The 18,992-nt window shown below is 39.0% G+C and carries 17 protein-coding genes; 8 read left to right on the forward strand and 9 right to left on the reverse strand.

Annotated features, from left to right (window positions below; translation table 11 throughout):
* Positions 1–71 precede the first annotated feature (71 nt).
* The 3 genes from AC559H_RS21985 to AC559H_RS21995 form a co-directional block, all read right to left on the reverse strand.
* Positions 72–530: a type II toxin-antitoxin system YhaV family toxin gene (locus AC559H_RS21985; protein ID WP_026794925.1), complete on the reverse strand. Its 459-nt coding sequence runs from the start codon at positions 528–530 to the stop codon at positions 72–74.
* Between the two features lie 14 nt (positions 531–544).
* On the reverse strand, positions 545–1,222 hold the full coding sequence (locus tag AC559H_RS21990) for a hypothetical protein (protein WP_026794924.1): 678 nt from the start codon (positions 1,220–1,222) through the stop codon (positions 545–547).
* A gap of 288 nt (positions 1,223–1,510) precedes the next feature.
* Positions 1,511–2,497 carry an NAD-dependent epimerase gene (locus AC559H_RS21995; RefSeq protein WP_026794923.1) on the reverse strand — a complete coding sequence of 329 codons (987 nt, stop codon included), beginning with the start codon at positions 2,495–2,497 and terminating at the stop codon, positions 1,511–1,513.
* Positions 2,498–2,608: 111 nt separating this feature from the next.
* Between AC559H_RS21995 and AC559H_RS22000 the strand changes: the two genes are divergently transcribed.
* The 3 genes from AC559H_RS22000 (at position 2,609) to AC559H_RS22010 (ending at position 6,751) form a co-directional block, all read left to right on the forward strand.
* The gene (locus AC559H_RS22000; protein ID WP_081694788.1) at positions 2,609–5,149 is read left to right on the forward strand and encodes a CHAT domain-containing protein; all 2,541 of its coding nucleotides are present in this window, start codon (positions 2,609–2,611) and stop codon (positions 5,147–5,149) included.
* A 178-nt stretch (positions 5,150–5,327) separates the two neighbouring features.
* On the forward strand, positions 5,328–5,738 hold the full coding sequence (locus tag AC559H_RS22005) for a DUF928 domain-containing protein (protein ID WP_051319612.1): 411 nt from the start codon (positions 5,328–5,330) through the stop codon (positions 5,736–5,738).
* Positions 5,735–6,751 carry an adenylate/guanylate cyclase domain-containing protein gene (locus AC559H_RS22010; RefSeq protein ID WP_051319611.1) on the forward strand — a complete coding sequence of 339 codons (1,017 nt, stop codon included), beginning with the start codon at positions 5,735–5,737 and terminating at the stop codon, positions 6,749–6,751. The genes AC559H_RS22005 and AC559H_RS22010 overlap by 4 nt, the downstream gene beginning before the upstream one ends.
* A gap of 2 nt (positions 6,752–6,753) precedes the next feature.
* Here the strand turns inward: AC559H_RS22010 and AC559H_RS22015 are convergent, their stop codons facing one another.
* Positions 6,754–7,005, reverse strand: coding sequence for a hypothetical protein (locus AC559H_RS22015; protein WP_026794921.1), 252 nt, complete (start codon positions 7,003–7,005; stop codon positions 6,754–6,756).
* A 57-nt stretch (positions 7,006–7,062) separates the two neighbouring features.
* The gene (locus AC559H_RS22020) at positions 7,063–8,031 is read right to left on the reverse strand and encodes a metal ABC transporter solute-binding protein, Zn/Mn family (protein WP_026794920.1); all 969 of its coding nucleotides are present in this window, start codon (positions 8,029–8,031) and stop codon (positions 7,063–7,065) included.
* 80 nt (positions 8,032–8,111) lie between these two features.
* Here AC559H_RS22020 and AC559H_RS22025 point away from each other — a divergent pair, with 80 nt between their 5' ends.
* Positions 8,112–8,873: a metal ABC transporter ATP-binding protein gene (locus AC559H_RS22025; RefSeq protein ID WP_036832599.1), complete on the forward strand. Its 762-nt coding sequence runs from the start codon at positions 8,112–8,114 to the stop codon at positions 8,871–8,873.
* A 74-nt stretch (positions 8,874–8,947) separates the two neighbouring features.
* Here AC559H_RS22025 and sds read toward each other — a convergent pair whose 3' ends face one another.
* From sds to AC559H_RS22040, 3 genes are all read right to left on the reverse strand, one after another.
* On the reverse strand, positions 8,948–9,919 hold the full coding sequence (gene sds, locus AC559H_RS22030) for a solanesyl diphosphate synthase (protein WP_026794918.1): 972 nt from the start codon (positions 9,917–9,919) through the stop codon (positions 8,948–8,950).
* Between the two features lie 868 nt (positions 9,920–10,787).
* The gene (gene murI / locus AC559H_RS22035) at positions 10,788–11,618 is read right to left on the reverse strand and encodes a glutamate racemase (RefSeq protein WP_026788482.1); all 831 of its coding nucleotides are present in this window, start codon (positions 11,616–11,618) and stop codon (positions 10,788–10,790) included.
* 175 nt (positions 11,619–11,793) lie between these two features.
* A complete protein-coding gene (locus AC559H_RS22040; RefSeq protein WP_026794917.1) occupies positions 11,794–12,966 on the reverse strand; it encodes an RNA-guided endonuclease InsQ/TnpB family protein in 1,173 nt (390 codons plus the stop codon).
* Positions 12,967–13,150: 184 nt separating this feature from the next.
* Between AC559H_RS22040 and AC559H_RS22045 the strand changes: the two genes are divergently transcribed.
* The 4 genes from AC559H_RS22045 to AC559H_RS22060 all read left to right on the forward strand — a co-directional run bounded on the left by AC559H_RS22045 (position 13,151) and on the right by AC559H_RS22060 (position 18,919).
* Positions 13,151–13,870 (forward strand): pyridoxine 5'-phosphate synthase, encoded by a 720-nt coding sequence (locus AC559H_RS22045; RefSeq protein WP_026794916.1) that lies wholly within the window; start codon positions 13,151–13,153, stop codon positions 13,868–13,870.
* Positions 13,871–13,910: 40 nt separating this feature from the next.
* A complete protein-coding gene (locus tag AC559H_RS22050; RefSeq protein ID WP_026794915.1) occupies positions 13,911–14,240 on the forward strand; it encodes an MgPME-cyclase complex family protein in 330 nt (109 codons plus the stop codon).
* Positions 14,241–14,549: 309 nt separating this feature from the next.
* Positions 14,550–16,190, forward strand: coding sequence for a site-specific DNA-methyltransferase (locus AC559H_RS22055; protein ID WP_026794914.1), 1,641 nt, complete (start codon positions 14,550–14,552; stop codon positions 16,188–16,190).
* Complete coding sequence (locus AC559H_RS22060; protein WP_051319787.1) at positions 16,187–18,919, forward strand: DEAD/DEAH box helicase; 2,733 nt, start codon at positions 16,187–16,189, stop codon at positions 18,917–18,919. Before AC559H_RS22055 ends, AC559H_RS22060 begins: the two co-directional genes overlap by 4 nt.
* On the opposite strand, the gene AC559H_RS22065 is transcribed toward AC559H_RS22060, so the two are convergent.
* Positions 18,900–18,956 carry a helix-turn-helix domain-containing protein gene (locus tag AC559H_RS22065; RefSeq protein WP_141294479.1) on the reverse strand — a complete coding sequence of 19 codons (57 nt, stop codon included), beginning with the start codon at positions 18,954–18,956 and terminating at the stop codon, positions 18,900–18,902. The genes AC559H_RS22060 and AC559H_RS22065 overlap by 20 nt on opposite strands.
* Positions 18,957–18,992 lie beyond the last annotated feature (36 nt).

Raw genomic sequence — 18,992 nt, forward strand, 5'->3', positions numbered from 1 at the left:
CCTCCAGGTTGTATATACCAACCCATGAAGTACGGTTTTCCGCTTTTACATACTGTCACTATCTTTATTCTTCAAAATTCTTCAAAGTTTCCAATAGAAGAATCTTCTACAAGTTCTTTAAAACTATCTGGAAACTTTCCACTTTCAACCATTTTAGTAAAAACCGTATAGCAATCCTTTTTATCTCCTTGTTTTCGAGGAAACCCTAACCATAAAATAACAATTTCTTTTTTATCTTCATTATATTTAAAAAACAACCTATGTCGCTTCTCTAAGCCCATCTTTTTAACCCGTTTATAATTAGATAAATTATCATTTAGTTTAAAATGGGTGGCATTTGGATCTGCGGGAATGACCTCTGTTATTAGTCTGATTAATGATTTTAGCAACTTGACTTCCGGGTGTTTAGCGAATTCATCTGGACTCCGCTTTGACTTTAACTTCTTTGTCCTAGAAACTAATTCATTATAATATTCTGAAAAGGCGGGATGAAAGTAGATTTTACACCCATTACAAAGTAGAAAGTTCATAGTGTTTAATCTGCTTAAATCCCCTTAAGAAGTTGATTCAACTCCGAATTCATTTCTTCTGTATAAGGAACCAAATCACAGGGATTGTTTTCAATATCCTGATTTATAAAGTTGAGAAATTTGAGCAATTCGTCACAATCAGCATCGTCAGGATCATCAGCATCAACCACAGCATTTATCAACTTTGAAGCAGTCTTAAACAAATGAAAATAAACTTTCTTAAAGGGAGGTAAATAACCAGAGTTTTTCTTATCGTTAAGCAGACCTTCGACTAGGATATCTGGTTTAAGTAATGCCAGTGAGGTAGTTAGTTCCTCAAAGTTTTCTCTCTGTTTACAGGGAAGATAGTGCCAATACTGTTCAACAGTTTCTATCAAAATTAAATTAATAGCCACCACTATTTCAAGTTGACGCTTAAGCTTTTTATTGATTTTACGAATATTTTTTGTTCTAAGAGGGCGGATACTTCTGCAAAGCTCGGTTTGAAGAGCTAGTAGGCGATTTCTTTTCTTAAAAAAGGGTTCAACCTCTTTTATTTTTTTTCTAGGCACACCAGGGTTTGCAGCTAGTTCTGTTATGCGCTGATGCTCTTTTGCTTCAAAAACATTAGAGGTAAAACAACGCTCAAACAAATCTCTCAAAGACTTTGGAATCTTTTGGAGTTCCTTTTCCCGCGCTATTACTGTAGTCACTTGGTTTAAAGCTTCCTTACAATGATATTCAGAGTTGACATCTTTTTTTCATGCACTATTCCCAGAGTATAGAAAAGTGCAGGTATTTCGATATTAGCATTCTATATTGAAGTATTGCAATGATTCGTGAAAAATCTTGCCCTTTTGGGTGAAAATAGCATACCCGCGAATGCTGGATACAAAAAGTATCAGCCAATACAAAATTGAGAAGAAACCAAGGCTTATAACCCTGATAGGGCTTATAAGCTGTTATGGTCACTGTCACCCACCCTACAACTTGTATTCCCTTTAAACCTGATAATAGGAGCGATACCATTCTACAAAATTTTGGACTCCGACTTCAATAGAAGTATTGGGTTGAAAGTCTATATCTTGAATTAAAGCATCGACATCCGCATAGGTTATCGGGACATCTCCGGGTTGAATGGGCATAAAATTTTTGATTGCAGGTTTACCTAATGCCGTTTCTAAGACTTCAATCAAATGTAATAATTCTATCGGTTGATTATTCCCAATATTATACAGTTTATAGGGTGCGTTTGTATGGGGATTTTCACCGGATTGGGGAATTCTATCTAATGTTCTAATTACTCCTTCTACAATATCATCAATATAGGTAAAATCCCGTTGCATTTTGCCATAATTAAACACATCAATGGGTTTTTCTTCGAGAATGGCTTTTGTGAAAATAAACATCGCCATATCGGGACGACCCCAAGGCCCATAAATGGTAAAAAATCGCAATCCTGTCATCGGAATCTGATATAAATGGCTGTAACTATGGGCAATTAATTCATTGGATTTTTTTGTTGCTGCATATAAACTAATCGGGTAATCTACATTATCTTCTACTGAAAACGGGATTTTTTTATTCGCCCCATAAACAGAACTCGAAGACGCATATACTAAATGTTGAATTTGGGAGTGACGACACCCTTCTAAAATATTCAGAAATCCCACTAGGTTACTATCAATATAAGCATAGGGATTTTTTAAAGAATATCTGACCCCTGCTTGGGCGGCAAGATGGGCAACTTGTTCAAAATTTCCTTGAGCAAATAACTGATTAATTCCCTCTCTATCCGCTAAATCTAATTTTTTAAAGGAAAATCCTGATCGGTTTTTTAACTGTTCTAAACGGGCTTGTTTCAGAGAAACATCATAATAATCATTGAGATTATCAATTCCGATGATGGTGTCTCCTCGGTCTAACAAACGTTGACACAGGTGAAATCCCACAAATCCTGCCACCCCGGTCACTAATAAGTTAGCCATGTTTCCCCACATAAATTTCAATAACGAAAATAAAAACAATAACTGATCCTGTTAGAATCAATTTATAATTGTATTATAGCAGAGAATGGAAAATATAGAAAGAGGTTAATTATGTTAAACAAAGGTTTAATGAGTTTAGGAATTTTACCTATTGTATTCTTCAATAATTTCACCCTGACTTTAGGCAATTATCAACCTCTGACAGATCATAATATTGTTCAAAATAATGCCCAGGATGCAACGGCGTTATTTCAACAAGGAAAACAATATTATACTCAGGGACAATATAGTCAATCGGCTGAATTTTTGCAACGGGCAATTTTAGGTTTTTCTCAACAGGGAGATCGGGTAAATCAAGCCATAGCTTTAAGTAATCTATCTTTAGTATTTCAACAATTAGGACAATGGGATCAAGCCGAAAAAAACCTGGAATTAAGTTTGGGATTAATTCAGGATTCATCTTTAAAACCTTTGATTTTAGCTCAAATCTTAGAAATTCAAGGTCAATTACAATTAACAAAAGGACAGCCGGAACAGGCGATTAAAACTTGGAAACAATCTTTTAAACTTTATCAGGAAGCGGGAAATTTATTAGGGACAATTACCAATCAAATTAATCAAGCGATGGCTTTACAAAGTTTAGGACTTTATCGACAATCTTTACAAACTTTAATAGAAGTCAACGAAACTTTAAAATCACAACCGGATTCTTTAATTAAAGCCACGGCTTTACTAAATTTAGGAAATACCTTAAAACAGGTGGGAGATTTAACAACTTCTGAAACGGTTTTACAACAAAGTTTGGAATTAGCTAAAACCTTAAATAACCTGCAATTATTAAGTCAAGTATATTTGAGTTTAGCTAATCTTAATCGCAGTCAAAACAATTTAGATTTGGCTTTAAAATATTATCAAAATGCCGCCGAAACTGCTCCTAATGCCTTGGGAAAAATCCAAGCCTTAATTAATCAATATAGTTTGCTCATTGACTTAAATAAACAAACGGAAGCAGAAAGTTTATCTAATCAAATTCAATCTTTTCTACCGCAAGTTCCCGTCAGTCGCAGTTCAATTTATGCTCAGGTTAATTTTAGTAATTATTTAATCAAAGTTGCAAAAAAATCAGATGCTAATTTTTCTGAAATTATCATTTTATTAAATACCGCAATTCAAGATGCTAAAAACCTACAGGATTTGCGAGCAGAATCCTACGCATTAGGAAGTTTAGGCAAGTTTTATGAACAAAATCAACAACCTTTAAAAGCCCAAGAGTTAACAGAAAAAGCATTATTAATTGCCCAATCTATTAATGCCTCCGATATTGCCTATCAATGGCAATGGCAGTTAGGAAGACTCCTGAAACAACAAAATCAAAAAGAACAAGCGATCGCCGCCTATACAGAAGCCGTTAATAGCCTAAAATCCCTGAGAAAAGACCTAGTAGCTATTAACCAAAATGTGCAGTTTTCCTTTCGAGAAAGTGTGGAACCCGTCTATCGAGAATTAGTCGATTTAATCTTACAATCTCCCAGCCAAGCAAACCTAAAAACCGCCCGGGAACTGATAGAATCATTGCAACTCGCAGAACTCGATAACTTCTTCCAAGAAGCCTGTTTAGATCAAGAAATCAAACCCCAACAAATTGATCAAATAGATTCCCAAGCCGCCGTAATTTATCCGATTATTTTAGAGAATCGCTTAGAAGTAATTATCTCAATTTCCGGTAAACCCTTACAACACTATTCTACCACAATTCCTCAAGCACAAGTTGAAAATATCCTGAGTAAATTACGACTATCTTTCCAACCCATTTTTTCCACAAAAGAGCGTTTACAATTATCCCAACAGGTTTATGAATGGCTGATTCGTGCAGCCGAACAGGATCTCAAAAATAATTCGATTAAAACCTTAGTTTTTGTCTTAGATGGTTCCCTGCGGAATATCCCCATGGCTGCCCTATATGATGGTAAAAAATATCTAGTTGAAACCTATAATCTAGCCCTAACTCCAGGTTTACAACTTTTGGCTTTTCGCTCCCTAAAACCTAATCAACTGCAAACATTAACCCTCGGATTAAGTGAAGCTCGCCAAGGATTTTCCGCCCTACCTGGGGTAGCCTCAGAAATCCAACAAATTGAAGAAAATATTCCCACAAAAGTTTTATTTAATCAACAATTTACCCGGGATGCTGTGCAACAACAAATTCAAAAAACCGCCTTTCCTATTGTACATTTAGCCACCCATGGACAATTTAGTTCTAAAGCCGAAGACACATTTTTATTAACCTGGGACAGTCGAATTAATGTTAAAGATTTAGATTATCTGCTTCGTAGTCGTCAACCCGGAGAACAAAACCCCGTAGAATTATTAGTCCTGAGTGCTTGCGAAACCGCCACCGGAGATCAACGGGCTGCTTTGGGGTTAGCGGGGGTAGCCGTGCGTTCGGGGGCGCGGAGTACCTTGGCCACCCTCTGGCAAGTTAACGATACCTCCACGGCCTCCTTGATGGCAGAATTTTATCGGGAATTAATCCAGCCCCAAGTCACTAAATCTCAAGCCCTGCGTCAAGCCCAGTTAAAGCTGTTACAACAGCCTCAGTATCAAGATCCTTACTATTGGGCTCCCTTTGTTTTAGTGGGAAATTGGCAGTAAATTTGTGACTCTGACCCTAGGTGATCAAAGATTTAAGTGCGGTTACTATCCTGGTTTTTAGATTGGTTTTTGATAAAATTAAAAGATTAGTGCATCAACCGGGACAAATTAATCTCAAGCCAGTCCCGTTAAATCCAATTCCCTCATTTATTGGTATTCTTTGGAGACTTGTACTTTTATGCCCCGAAAATATTTGCACCAACATTGGATTAGCCTGTCTCTCCTGACCCTTGTAGGAGGGGCTTTTGTTCCTCAACTGTCTGTTATTGCCCAGCCTAACAGTGCTGAGGGCACCCAAATCAGTATGGCTTTTGAACCCCCAGCCGGGGAAGGAATGCCCAGCCGCACCGCCGGAGGAGGTTCTCGCGGTCAATGTCCGAATGTTGTCCAGGGAATCAACCCCCCCTTAATGGCTTTAGTTCCGGCTTTTTCGACTCAGCCGAATAGTAAACAAACCGATATTAAAGGGTTGACTATGGCGGCAACTCCGACCTTCTTTTTCTATGTTCCCCCAATTCCCGCAACCAAAGCGGCTTTTAGTCTAAAAGATCAAAACAATTTAGTATCAGTGACCGAACTCCTGGAGTGATTATTCATGCTAATATTGCCAGTAAAATTATTAGTAGTGCTTTAGACGGACGACCATTAATTTATGTTTGGCCGGATCGAATAGAGTGGTTTTGGGTCTTTATTTGGTCAACTTTAGGCAGTAGTTTAGGTTGGATTTATGGCGGAACTCGTTGGACGGCTTATTGTTTAATTTTAGCGACCGGGAGTTTAATTCTGATTTCCTACGGAGCATTTTTAAGTGGATGGTGGCTACCCTTAATTTCGCCTTTATTAGCATTAGTTAGTTCGGGAATGATGGTAACAGCTTATATTGCTAATGTTGAACGTCAAGATCGGAAAATGGTGATGACTTTATTTCAACGTTATGTAAATCCCAAAATTGCCGAAACTATTTGGCAAAATCGAGAGGATTTATTAGAAAAAGGTCAAATTATGGGACAGAAAATGATTGCTACTGTCCTATTTACTGATATTAAAGGATTTAGTACCATTGCTGAACAAATGGAACCAGCAATGTTAATGAATTGGTTAAATGAATATATGAATGCTATGGCTAATATTGTCTTTGAACATGATGGAGTTGTGGATAAATTTATGGGGGATGCTGTGATGGCGGTTTTTGGGGTTCCTATTCCGAGAAATTCTGATCAAGAAATTGCCCAAGATGCCACATCTGCGGTATCCTGTGCTTTAGCAATGGGGGAAAAATTGCGATCGCTGAATCAAAAATGGAAACAACAAAATCAACCCATAATTTCTATGAGAATTGGTATTGCCACCGGAATTGTAGTTACTGGAAGTTTGGGAAGTTCTCAACGAATGGAATATACAACTTTAGGCGATAGTGTTAATATTGCGGCTCGCTTAGAAAGTTATGATAAATCCTTTTATAATCAAGGAATCTGTCGAATATTAATTAATGAAGAAACCCATAAACAAATTGATAGTAAGTTTACTACTTGTTATGTTGGTCGTGTTCAATTACACGGACGTCAACAGTTAATTAATATTTATCAAGTCCTGAATGATTAAAATTATTGCGTTGTTGCCCGTTGTTGCCCGTTGTTGCCCGTTGTTGCCCGTTGTTGCCCGTTGTTGCGCTTCAGCGCAATCTTGATCAAGGTGTTCATACCAACAACCAAAAACACTCGTTGTTGCCCGTTGTTGCGCTTCAGCGCACTCTTTATAAAAGCACTCATCCCAACAACCAAAAACATTCGTTGTTGCCCGTTGTTGCGCTTCAGCGCACTCTTTATAAAAGCACTCATCCCAACAACCAAAAACATTCGTTGTTGTGCTTCAGCACCCTGATAAAGATTGCGCTGAAGCGCAACAACTAACTTTTAATTGGAATTAAAAGGAGTATATTTTCCCCCCAATGCTTCCACAATAGTTTGAGTATTTTTAACTAACATTTTAATATAGGTTTCTCCCGCACTCCCTGGAGCACCAATAGAATCAGAATATAACTGCTCTGGAGCTAATTTAACCCCCGATTCTTCCGCAACCGTTGTAATTAATTGAGGGTTAATAGTAGTTTCTGCAAAAATAGCCGGAACTCCCGCTTTTTGAATCGAATTAGCTAAGGTTTTAACAGTTTTTGCACTCGGTTGTTCTTCCGTACTAATCCCAATTAATGTCCCAATCACCTCTAATTTATAATCATGAGCATAATATTGAAACGCATCATGGGTTGTAACTAACTTTCTATTTTCAGGGGGAATAGTGGCAATTTGTTCATGAATCCAAATATCTAATTGAGTTAATTCCTGGGTCAATTTTGTCGCATTTTTAGTAAAAATATCCCGATCTTCAGGAGATAAAATAATCAACTCATCCCTAATTTTATTCGCCATTAAAATAGCATTTTTAGCCGTTCCCCAAACATGAGGATCGGGTTGTTTTTGTCCTTTATATTGAAAATCCAAAGGTTTAACCACTTCCCCCACCGCCACTTTTTTTCCCTGAGTTCCCGCCGCCCGAATTAACTTAATTAATCCCGGTTCTAAATTATAACCATTATAAAGAATTAAATCCGCCTTTTCTAAAGCAATACTATCTTGAGGCACAGGTTCATAAACATGGGGATCTGTACCCGGTTTTAAAATTCCTAGATGTTCAATTTCATCCCCAGCAATTTGTTCAGTTAAATCAGCAATAATGGTACTGGTTGATACTACTTTCGGTTGATTACTATTAACAGAATTATTTATTTTTTCTTGAGTACAACTACTTAATCCCGTTAACATAATCCCGAAAAAAACACCCAAAAACCGCATACAAAAGGACTTTTGAGCAATTATTGACAACATAATCTTTAAACTTTCATAATATTTTCATTTTTATGATATACTATAAACATCATCATCCCCAAAAAGGGCATAGAAAACAGATGAACATTATAGAATTCCCCCATCCCAACCATACTCTAAATATCGGTCACCTCAGCGTCAACTATCGCGGGGTGGAAGCGTTACGAGATATCTGTCTAAACATCCAACCCGGACGACTAACCGGGATTATTGGGCCGAATGGGGCGGGGAAAAGTACCTTAATGAAGGCGATGTTGGGCTTAATTCCGGTGGGGACGGGTGCGGTGGTCTATGACGGAAAACCCCTAATTCAGCAACGTCAACGGGTCGCCTATGTTCCCCAGCGATCGCAAATTGACTGGGACTATCCGGCAACGGTTTGGGATATTGTGATGATGGGGAGAGTGCGTAAAACCGGGTGGTTGCGTCCTTTTTCTGGAGTCAGCCGTCGCATCGCCACCCAAGCGTTAGAAAGGGTGGGAATGGTTGAATATAAACATCGCCCCATTGGTCAACTATCTGGCGGTCAACAACAGCGTGTATTTTTAGCTAGATCTTTAGCCCAGGAATCTGATATTTTTTGTTTTGATGAACCCTTTGTTGGCATTGATCAAAAAACCGAAGCGGTGATTTTTAGTTTATTTCGAGAGTTAGCCGCATCGGGTAAAATTGTGATTGTAATTAACCATGATTTGGGGGAATCTATTGTTAATTTTGATGATTTGGTTTTACTAAATCAAGAGGTAATTGCGATGGGAAATCGTCAACAGGTTTTGAAGGAAGATTATCTACAACGAGCCTACGGAGGAAAGGTGTTTTTCTTTTCTGAAAATGTAGCTTAATTGATTTCAGGATGCAAACAATAACTGTCTTTTTAGTTAACAGTTAACCGTCATCAGTCAACTGTCAACTCCTTTTAATACAGCCGACTTAAAACATAATCTGCTAAACCGATTAACGCCTGTCGAGATTCACAAGTTTGAAAAGATTCCAAATACTTTACCGCTTGTTGGGCATGATAGGCAGCCAACTCCCTAGAGCGTTGAATCCCTGAGCTATCTTTAATTAAGGTTAAAGCCTGTTCTAAATCTCCATCCGTAGCAAATTCTCGCTCAATTAACGTTTCCAGATGGGGTTTTTCTTCTAAAGCATAAAGGGTGGGTGCGGTTAAATTTCCACTTTTGAGATCGGATGCTGCGGGTTTACCTAATTCCTCGGTTAAACCCGTAAAATCCAAAATATCATCAACAATTTGAAAGGCTAAACCTAGATGGCGACCATAGTTGTATAAATCTTCGGTTTGTTGCGGAGAAACTTCACTCAAAACACCAGCCGCTTTAGAACTATTGGCAATCAAAGAAGCAGTTTTATAATAGCTTTTTTCTAAGTAGGCTTCAATTGATAATCCTGTATCAAACCGATTAAGACCCTGTTGAATTTCTCCTTCCGCTAAATTCATAATTACCTGAGACAATAATTTTACCACTTCCAGGTTATCCAAATTGGCTAAATACCAAGAAGATTGAGCAAATAGAAAATCTCCAGCTAATACCGCAACTCGGTTATTAAATAAACTATGAACCGTTGGAACTCCCCGACGCATTTCAGAATCGTCCACGACATCATCATGGACGAGACTGGCGGTATGGATCATTTCTGTGATTTCTGCCAACCTCCGGTGCTTCAGGCTAATATTTTGATCGGGCGTTGTCATTCGGGAAATTAACAGGACAATCGCAGGACGTACCCGTTTCCCTTTGACACTAAACAGGTGTTCTGCGGCGGCATACAAAATTGGATGTCGCGCACCGACAAGCTGTTTTAAGTTATCGGTCAACTGCCGCAGGTCTGCTTCAACTGGCGAAAATAGAAGAGTTTGCGATGTCATGGATTAGCCAACTCAGGCGTTGAGTTAACAAAATTTTACATATCATAGTCTGATTCTAATCTGTTTCGGCTCAGGGGATCGCATTTTTGCTAAAATATTGTCTTGGGAACTCTCCGTAGCCAGGGGTAATCCTCAAAAATTTCTAGGTTTTAGTACCCACCCTTAACTCTTGCAAAACGTCGCTTCTGGAGATTTTGCGCCCTCTTTCCCCTACTCTATTTTTTAGGCGCGGTGGGCACAAATTCTGAAAAAAATTTCCGTGCACCGCTACCATTCTCTAATTTTTATGTTATCTTAGGGGTAAGAGTTTAAAGAATTCTATACATTAGGGACAACGGGTCTAGCGACTGGGTTCAAGAAAATCTATCGCCACCTAATTAATCTATTGGCTTTAAGGATAGCCGTTAGGAATTCTCGACGAGCTTCTAACTCCGTTCTGGTCATTAGGCTGTCCACGATATCAGTTAAAGGATTCTCTATTTAGGGTTTTATGAGAAAGTCCTAGGTTTTACAGTAGGGATTCCTCTCCTGAGTTTCGGTGTTAGCAACATTTCGGGGAAATTCTCATTTTCCGTAGGAATTTTTTATTTGTGGGTCACAAGGGCGCTGGCAGTTGCGATCGCGTGTTGACCTGATGTAGCGGGTCTTAAACTTCTCTGCTCCTCCTCCTATTTCTTCAGGCTGACTCATGATGTTCTATAACGATATGCCTTTAATCATCCCGCTTCTGGCCACGGGTTATGTTTTGATGATTTATTTACTCTTAGCCCTTGCTAAGTATACAACAAACATCTTGTGAACTACCCACACTGACTTGGAGTACCAAGTACAGTTTGGGCGTGCCATGGCGTGTCTCTACACTGATTAATTACTGATTACTGACGGTGAGGGGTTCCATTGCGGGTAGGGTAGTGGCTTCTACTGCGGGAGTGAATCCCAACCACTGCACCGAAAGATCAGCAAACTGTTGAGGGCAGCCACTCACACAAAACCGCGTTGGTTTGGGGGGCTGGGTATTCCGCATTCCTAACAGTTCTAACTCCTTAACAGTAGCTTTAACTAAAGAAACCGCCGGGTCAACCAACTGAACCTGAGCCGGAAGGATTGAGCGCAACACTGGGGCTAAATGGGGATAATGGGTACAACCATAAATCAGAGTATCAATTTGCTGCTGAATTAACGGGGTTAAATATTCCCGTGCCACTTGATAGGTGTAAGGGTCATGAATTCGGTTTTGTTCAATGAGGGGAACAAATTCTGGACAGCCCACTTGCCAGACTTGAACCGATGGATCGGTTTCTTGAATCGCATAGCGGTAGGCATTACTAGCGGCTGTGGCGGGGGTGGCAATCACTCCAATCCGTTTTCCTTGTCGCACTGAGGCTTGAGCACCCGGAAGAATCAGTCCTAGCATCGGTATATCAAATTCATCTTGAACCGTTTCTAAAGCCAGGGCGGAACTGGTGTTACAGGCCATGAGAACCATTTTGGCGTCCTGTTGCATTGCCCAAAGAATAATTGGGCGGACAAACTGCAAGATTTCCTCTTTTGAACGGGTTCCATAGGGCAAGTGCGCCGTATCTCCAAAGTAAAGAACGGATTCATTGGGCAGTTGACGGTACAGTTCCCTTAAAACCGTTAATCCCCCCACACCACTATCAAATATTGCGATTCTTTTTTGTCGATTGTCCATTGTCATGGGTTAAAAATCTGTCTTTGATTGTCTGTTATCAATGGTAGAGAGCTTTGTTGTCAAGTCTATTGACAGAATTTGTTCGCTCTAAGCTGAAACAATAGGGCAATAGAAATCTACGGGTTAAATATTGTTAAATTGACATCCTCACCGCCGTAAAACTGACGGTGATTCCTAAACTTCACAATTTAGGTTTCTGCTTCTTAGCAGTTGCCTTCACAGATTTACTCTGTTCGGGTCTTACACTCGCTCCACAGACTAACACGGCAAGCCCTGCCGCCAAAATATTTTTACTGGCGTTAAGATCTCGGTCATGGTGAGTCCCACAGTTTGGACACTCCCATTCTCGTATCTTTAACGGCATTTTTTCCACAATATATCCACAATTACTACACCGTTTTGAACTAGGAAACCACCTATCTATTTCGATGTAGGTTCTCCCATACCAACGGCATTTATAGGCTAATTGTCGAGTGATTTCACCCCAACTTGCATCTGATATAGATTGTGCAAGTTTTCGGTTTTTGACCAGGTTTTTTACAGCTAAATCCTCAACCACAATCGTTTGGTTTTCACGAACTAATTGAGTTGTTAGCTTGTGTATATGGTCTGTTCTGGTATCGGTAATTTTTGCGTGAATTCTAGCTACTTTAATTCTGGCTTTTTCCCGATTCTTTGACCCTTTCTGTTTTCGAGAAAGACTTTTTTGCGCTTGACGTAACTGACGATAGGATTTTTTGAGATGTTTAGGATTAGATACCTTATCCCCATCGCTGGTAACTAATAGGCTACTAATTCCTAAATCAATTCCTATCGCTTGATCAATAACAGGTAAAGGTTTAATAGTCGGGTCATCAAATCTAATAGATATATGCCAACGACCAGAAGGATGTAACTTAACTGTTACAGAGGACGGCTCACATCCTTTTGGAATCTGCCTAGACCATCGAATATCTAAAGGTTCAACACTTTTCGCCAGGTAGATTTTTCCATCTTTAAACTTAAATGCCGACTTTGTAAATTCAGCACTACCACCATTCCTTTTTTTCTTGAAGTTGGGATATTTTGCCCTTCCTGCAAAGAAATTAGCAAATGCCGATTGAAGATGTCTCAACCCTTGTTGTATTGGTACACAGCTAACTTGATTAAGAAAATCCAAGTCTTCTTGTTTTTTCCATTTGGTCAGCATAGAGGATGTTTGGTTATATCCAATTTTTTCTTGTCTTTCGTACCATCCTTGAGTTCTCTCATGGAGAGCCTTGTTGTAAACCAACCTTACACAACCCAAAGTGCGTCGCAATAGCGACTCTTGCTCTGGACTTGGGTAAAATCGGTAACTAAATGCTTTTTCCATACCTCACATTATAGTATATCTTTTTGTGAATGTGTTAAATTAAAAATATAAAGCCGTCGTAGAACGACGGGGTTTCTACCCAATTTTTCGATGAACGCTCGTCCCCCTTCATGGGTGTGAGTTTCAACGCAGTGGAATTATTTGTCAAGGTGAAGGACGGTATAAATACAAGGAGGAACAAAAATTGCCGACACTGGGAGTAAATATTGATCATATAGCCACGATTCGCCAAGCCCGGCGCACCGTTGAACCCGATCCCGTAGGGGGGGCTGTGCTGGCGGAATTAGCGGGGGCTGATGGAATTACGGTGCATTTGCGCGAAGATCGACGCCATATTCAAGACCGGGATGTGCGACTATTGCGCCAAACCGTGAGAACCCATCTAAATTTAGAAATGGCTGCGACGGATGAAATGGTGGCGATCGCTTTGGACATCAAACCCGACTATGTAACTCTAGTTCCCGAACGTCGGGAAGAAATTACCACCGAAGGGGGGTTAGAGATCGCCGGACAAATTCCTCGGATGACCGATGTAGTAACCACCCTACAGGAAGCCGGAATTCCAGTGAGTTTGTTTATTAATGCTAACCCCGAACAAATTGCAGCATCGGCCCAAGTAGGGGCTAAATTCATCGAACTGCATACGGGATGTTATGCAGAGGCTAAAGGGGAAGACCAGGTTAGGGAACTGGGGATTTTAGCCGAGGGGTGTCAGCGAGCTTTACAAGCCGGATTGCGGGTAAATGCCGGACATGGGTTAACCTATTGGAATGTTTACCCCGTTGCCGCCTTAGAAGGGATGGAAGAACTCAACATTGGTCATACAATAATAAGTCGGGCCGTTCTCGTCGGCTTAGAACGAGCCGTCCGAGAAATGAAACAAGCGATTTTTGGGCAACTTTAACCCATAAATCTTCCCATGATAGAATTTACAACGATTAACCATGCAGACTTATTACTACGTTTTAGGCAGTCACAAGTTTTTACTTGAGGAAGAACCCTTAGAAGAAGTGTTGCGCGAACGCCAACGCAACTATCGGGAACGGGAAAAGGAAATTGATTTTTGGTTAGTGCAGCAACCTGCTTTTTTAGAAGCGCCAGAAATGGCTGAGATTAAAGCCAAATGTCCTCAACCTGCGGTGGCGATTATTTCCACAGATAAACAAGTGGTCACCTGGTTCAAATTGCGTTTAGAGTATGTATTCCAGGGACAATTCCAAGCTCCGACCGCTAGTATTCCCGATGCTTTGGGGTCTTTAGCAACGGCCGCTTAAAAATTCCGATCCAATATTTGACCCTGATCAGTACAATGAAAGCTGTTGCTTCATTGTTGTCAACTGCGGTTTTTGGAGAACAAAGGTTAAACTAAGCCAGAGAGTTTCCCCCTCTGGCTCGTCTTCAAAAGCAGCTTTTATCTTTGAAACTTAAAATAATAAGGTTCACCTAAAATTTCAATCAGTTTTTAAGAGTTTAACGGATGTTTTCCTTTAACAAGTAGGGTGATGCAAGAGTTAGATCCCAGGAATAATTAGACTAAAAATCTGAATATTCCTAAAGTTTAACTGTTGATATAAAGATTAATTATGACTAAAAAGCAGAGACTAGAATTAACCTGGATTGGTAAAGATATTCGCCCCAAGTTGGAGCCGCGAATTTTGCTGGAAGATCCAGAGAAATCCTATCATGCTACTCATCGGATGAGTGAAAATGATATTTTTGATAATCGCTTAATTTTTGGGGATAATTTGTTAGCTCTCAAGGCTTTAGAGTCAGAGTTTGCAGGAAAAGTTAAATGTGTTTTTATTGATCCTCCCTACAATACAGGGTCAGCTTTTGAACATTATGATGATGGTGTGGAACATTCGATCTGGCTTGGTTTAATGCGCGATCGCTTAGAGATTTTGCGTAATCTATTGTCAAATGATGGTTCTATTTGGATCACGATTGATGATAATGAAGCGCATTATTTAAAAGTGATGTGTGATGAAATTTTTGGACGTATAAATTTTGTGGCGAATGTAATCTGGCAAAAAAAATATGCTCCAGCTAATGATTCACTATGGCTCAGTGATAGTCATGACCATATATTAGTATTTTCAAAAAATAAGTCTATCTGGCGACCAAATAAACTTGCTAGAACAACTAAACAAGATCAGCTATATTCCAATCCAGACAATGATCCAAGAGGATCTTGGATGTCAGATAATTATACCTGTGCAAAATCTGCTGATGAACGCCCTAATCTTTATTATGCTATTCATAATCCTAATACTAATGAAGAAATATGGCCAAAGAAAACTCGTGTATGGGCATTCGAGCAATCAACCCATCAACGACATATAGAAGAGAACAAAATTTATTGGGGAAAAGATGGAAAAAATAGCACTCCTCGACTTAAAAAATTTTTATCGGATCTGCATTCACAGGGGCGAGTTCCTTCAACAATATGGTTTTATGAAGAGGTTGGTCATACTCAAGATGCTCGGAGAGAAGTGCTTGCTTTGAATCCGAAAAATCCCTTTTCCACTCCAAAACCAGAGAAATTAATTCAGCAAATTCTTCAAATAGCCACAAATTCGGGAGACTTAGTTCTCGATTCCTTCGCAGGTTCAGGAACAACAGGCGCAGTCGCGCATAAAATGGGAAGACGTTGGATTATGATTGAACTCGGCGAACATTGTCATACCCATATTATTCCCCGACTCAAAAAAGTAATTGATGGCGAAGATCAAGGGGGAATTAGTAAAGCATTTAATTGGAAAGGTGGCGGCGGATTTCGTTACTATCAGCTTGCACCCTCCCTCCTCGAAAAAGATAAATGGGATAATTGGATTATTAATAAAACCTATAATGCCGAAATGTTAGCCGAAGCACTGTGCAAAATTGAAGGTTTCACCTACTCACCATCCGACACATTCTATTGGCAACATGGCTATTCTACAGAACGGGATTTTATCTATGTTACCACCCAAAATCTTCGTCACGAACAACTATCCCAACTTGCAGACGAAGTAGGACAAGAACGCAGTTTACTCGTTTTATGTACCGCCTTTCGAGGCAAAACTGATATATTCCCCAACCTCACCGTTAAAAAAATTCCTAAACAAATTCTTTCACGCTGCGAATGGGGACATGATGATTACAGCCTAAAAATTGAAAACCTGCCAAAAGCACCCAAAAAAATCGGACAACTAACACTATTTGACCTGGATAACATACAATGAACCAAATTGTTAATAACATTGCTAATCGTCTCAGTCTGCGCCATCCCCAGCGCCAATCCTTAGAAATTCTTGCTCGTATTTGTGAACTTTTAAATATTCCAAATATCGCAGATCGAGAAACAAGTTTAGCCGCGATCAAAAACGAATTCCCCAAGTCGTTTACTGACTTTGAACGCGAGTTTCCCTCCTTATGTTTTGCCCTAGCCACAGGTGTTGGTAAAACTCGACTTATGGGTGCTTTTATTAGTTACTTATATTTAGACTATAATATCAAAAACTTTTTTGTTCTAGCCCCTAACCTAACTATTTATAAAAAACTGATTACCGACTTTACGCCCAATACCTCAAAATATGTATTTACGGGTATCTCTGAATTTGCGATCGATGTACCAGAAATCATCACAGGTGATAACTATGAAATGCGGGCAAGAACCCTTTTTGATGATCAAATTTCATGCAAAATCAATATTTTTAATATCTCAAAAATTAACTCAGAAGTGCGCGGGGGGAAAAGCCCCAAAATCAAACGACTATCCGAATATATTGGCGAAAGCTATTTTGATTATTTATCCCAATTAAAAGATCTAGTAATTTTAATGGATGAATCCCACCGATATCGGGCTTCAGCCGGAGTTCGCGCCATTAACGAATTAAAACCATTATTAGGTTTAGAATTAACTGCGACTCCCTCTATAGAAACCAGTAAAAAACCAGAAAATTTCAAAAATGTTATCTATGATTATCCCCTCGGACGTGCAATTAAAGACGGTTTTGTTAAAGATCCTGCTGTTGTTACTCGCAAAGACTTTAACCCGGTTTCAATGTCACCAGAAGCCATCGAACGTCTCAAATTAGAAGACGGTATCTATCTCCATGAAAATATTAAAAACGAGTTAAAAGCCTATGCAATTCAAACAGGAAAACACATTGTTAAACCCTTTATGTTAGTGATTGCCCGTGATACTAGCCACGCCTCAAAACTGATAGAATTTATTCAATCCGATGAGTTTTCAGACGGGAATTATAAACATAAAGTGATTCAAGTTGATTCGAGTAAAACAGGCGCTCAAGAAGATGAAATGGTAGAACGATTGCTTAAAGTAGAGCATCCCGATGAACCCACTGAAATTGTGATTCATGTCAATATGCTCAAGGAAGGTTGGGATGTTACTAACCTTTATACTATTGTACCATTGAGAGCCGCAAATTCTAAAATTCTGATCGAACAATCTATCGGACGGGGCTTACGTTTGCCCTATGGAATGCGTACAGGTGTAGAAATTGTTGATCGTCTAAATATTATTGCCCATGACAAATTCCAAGAAATTGTTGATGAAGCAAAACGTCCAGAATCACAAATTAGATTACAACAAATTATCCTCACAGATGAAGACTTACAGCAAAAAACAGAAACAGTAATTTCACAACCGAAACTAGCCCAAGATTTAGGAATTAAGCCCGAAGCAACGATTAATTTACCTAATAATTTACCTGAAAGCGAACCCCAAAATATTCAACCATCGCTATTTCAATCACCTGTAGAAAAAGAGATTGCACAGCTTACCTACCAAGAAATCAAAAAGCTTGAAAACCATCCTGAAGAAGTCCCAACCACCGCCCATATTGCATCCCCAAAAGTTCAGGCAATAGTGCGCGAAGCCGTAGCTAGAGAATATCAACCCGCACAACTGGAAATTGACGGTGTAATAGCACCTCCAAATATTGAAGCAATTGTTGCCAAAACAACTGATTTAGTCATTGAGAAAACTATCAATATTCCTAAAATTCTGATTATTCCTAAAGGAGAAGTGCGATCAGGTTTCAGGTCTTTTGCCCTAGATGTCACAGGTTTAAATTATCCCGTTCCCTCCAAAGGACAATTACATATTCAATCTTTACCTAGTGGTAAATATGAATACCTAGAAATAAAAAAAGAAAACTTTTTAGAATCTCAATTAGAAAATTATATTGTCAAAAATTTAGTTAATTTTGATGATATTTCCTATGATGAAAATGCAGATTTACTTTATGATCTTGCGGGTCAAGTAGTTAATCATTTTATGACCTACTTATCCGAAGAAGATACACACAAAGTTTTACGCTATTACCAAAAGGAAATTGCTAATTTTGTCCATAGCCAAATGCAACAATATTTCTGGGAAGAAACCACAGGTTATGAAGTCAAAATCAGTAAAGGTTTTACAGCTTTAAAAGATAGTGCCTACACCACAAATGCTAATAATTACCGTGATTATCGATCTTCGCCACCCGATAAAAGCAATATGTCTAAATATCTGTTTACAGGCTTCTCAAAATGTCTTTATCCAGAACAGAAATTTCAATCGGAAGCAGAAAGAATATTAGCACTAATTTTAGAACGGGATGCCATTAAATGGTTTAAACCCGCAAAAGGACAGTTTCAGCTTTATTACAAATGGGATAGAGACTATTCAGAATATCAACCTGATTTTGTTGCCGAAACAGAAGACTTTATCTATATGGTTGAAGTCAAAGCTAAAAATGAAATAAGCGATCCTCAAGTGCTTGCCAAGAAAGATGTCGCTGTTCAATGGTGTCAATATGCTTCAGAATATATGCTAAATCATGGGGGCAAATCTTGGAAATATGTCTTAATTCCCCATGATGCGATTAGTGAAAATATGACTCTCAAAGGATTAAGCGAGATCGCTATACAATCACTACAAAATACTAAAAGCAAATTTGCTTAGGTGTTGGATATAGTCGAAAACGATACCGGGCTTTCATTCTTTTTGATCAACTGGTTCTTTTATATATTAAACT

The sequence above is a fragment of the Planktothrix prolifica NIVA-CYA 540 genome, assembly GCF_963864145.1.
Classification (GTDB): domain Bacteria; phylum Cyanobacteriota; class Cyanobacteriia; order Cyanobacteriales; family Microcoleaceae; genus Planktothrix; species Planktothrix agardhii.

Excerpts from the sequence above, each read along its gene's own strand:
- AC559H_RS21985 (WP_026794925.1), bottom strand. The coding sequence starts at position 530 with ATGAACTTTCTACTTTGTAATGGGTGTAAAATCTACTTTCATCCCGCC.
- AC559H_RS21995 (WP_026794923.1), bottom strand. The coding sequence starts at position 2,497 with ATGGCTAACTTATTAGTGACCGGGGTGGCAGGATTTGTGGGATTTCAC.
- AC559H_RS22000 (WP_081694788.1), top strand. The coding sequence starts at position 2,609 with ATGTTAAACAAAGGTTTAATGAGTTTAGGAATTTTACCTATTGTATTC.
- AC559H_RS22005 (WP_051319612.1), top strand. The coding sequence starts at position 5,328 with ATGCCCCGAAAATATTTGCACCAACATTGGATTAGCCTGTCTCTCCTG.
- AC559H_RS22015 (WP_026794921.1), bottom strand. The coding sequence starts at position 7,005 with ATGTTTTTGGTTGTTGGGATGAGTGCTTTTATAAAGAGTGCGCTGAAG.
- AC559H_RS22020 (WP_026794920.1), bottom strand. The coding sequence starts at position 8,031 with ATGTTGTCAATAATTGCTCAAAAGTCCTTTTGTATGCGGTTTTTGGGT.
- AC559H_RS22025 (WP_036832599.1), top strand. The coding sequence starts at position 8,112 with ATGAACATTATAGAATTCCCCCATCCCAACCATACTCTAAATATCGGT.
- sds (WP_026794918.1), bottom strand. The coding sequence starts at position 9,919 with ATGACATCGCAAACTCTTCTATTTTCGCCAGTTGAAGCAGACCTGCGG.
- murI (WP_026788482.1), bottom strand. The coding sequence starts at position 11,618 with ATGACAATGGACAATCGACAAAAAAGAATCGCAATATTTGATAGTGGT.
- AC559H_RS22040 (WP_026794917.1), bottom strand. The coding sequence starts at position 12,966 with ATGGAAAAAGCATTTAGTTACCGATTTTACCCAAGTCCAGAGCAAGAG.
- AC559H_RS22050 (WP_026794915.1), top strand. The coding sequence starts at position 13,911 with ATGCAGACTTATTACTACGTTTTAGGCAGTCACAAGTTTTTACTTGAG.
- AC559H_RS22055 (WP_026794914.1), top strand. The coding sequence starts at position 14,550 with ATGACTAAAAAGCAGAGACTAGAATTAACCTGGATTGGTAAAGATATT.
- AC559H_RS22060 (WP_051319787.1), top strand. The coding sequence starts at position 16,187 with ATGAACCAAATTGTTAATAACATTGCTAATCGTCTCAGTCTGCGCCAT.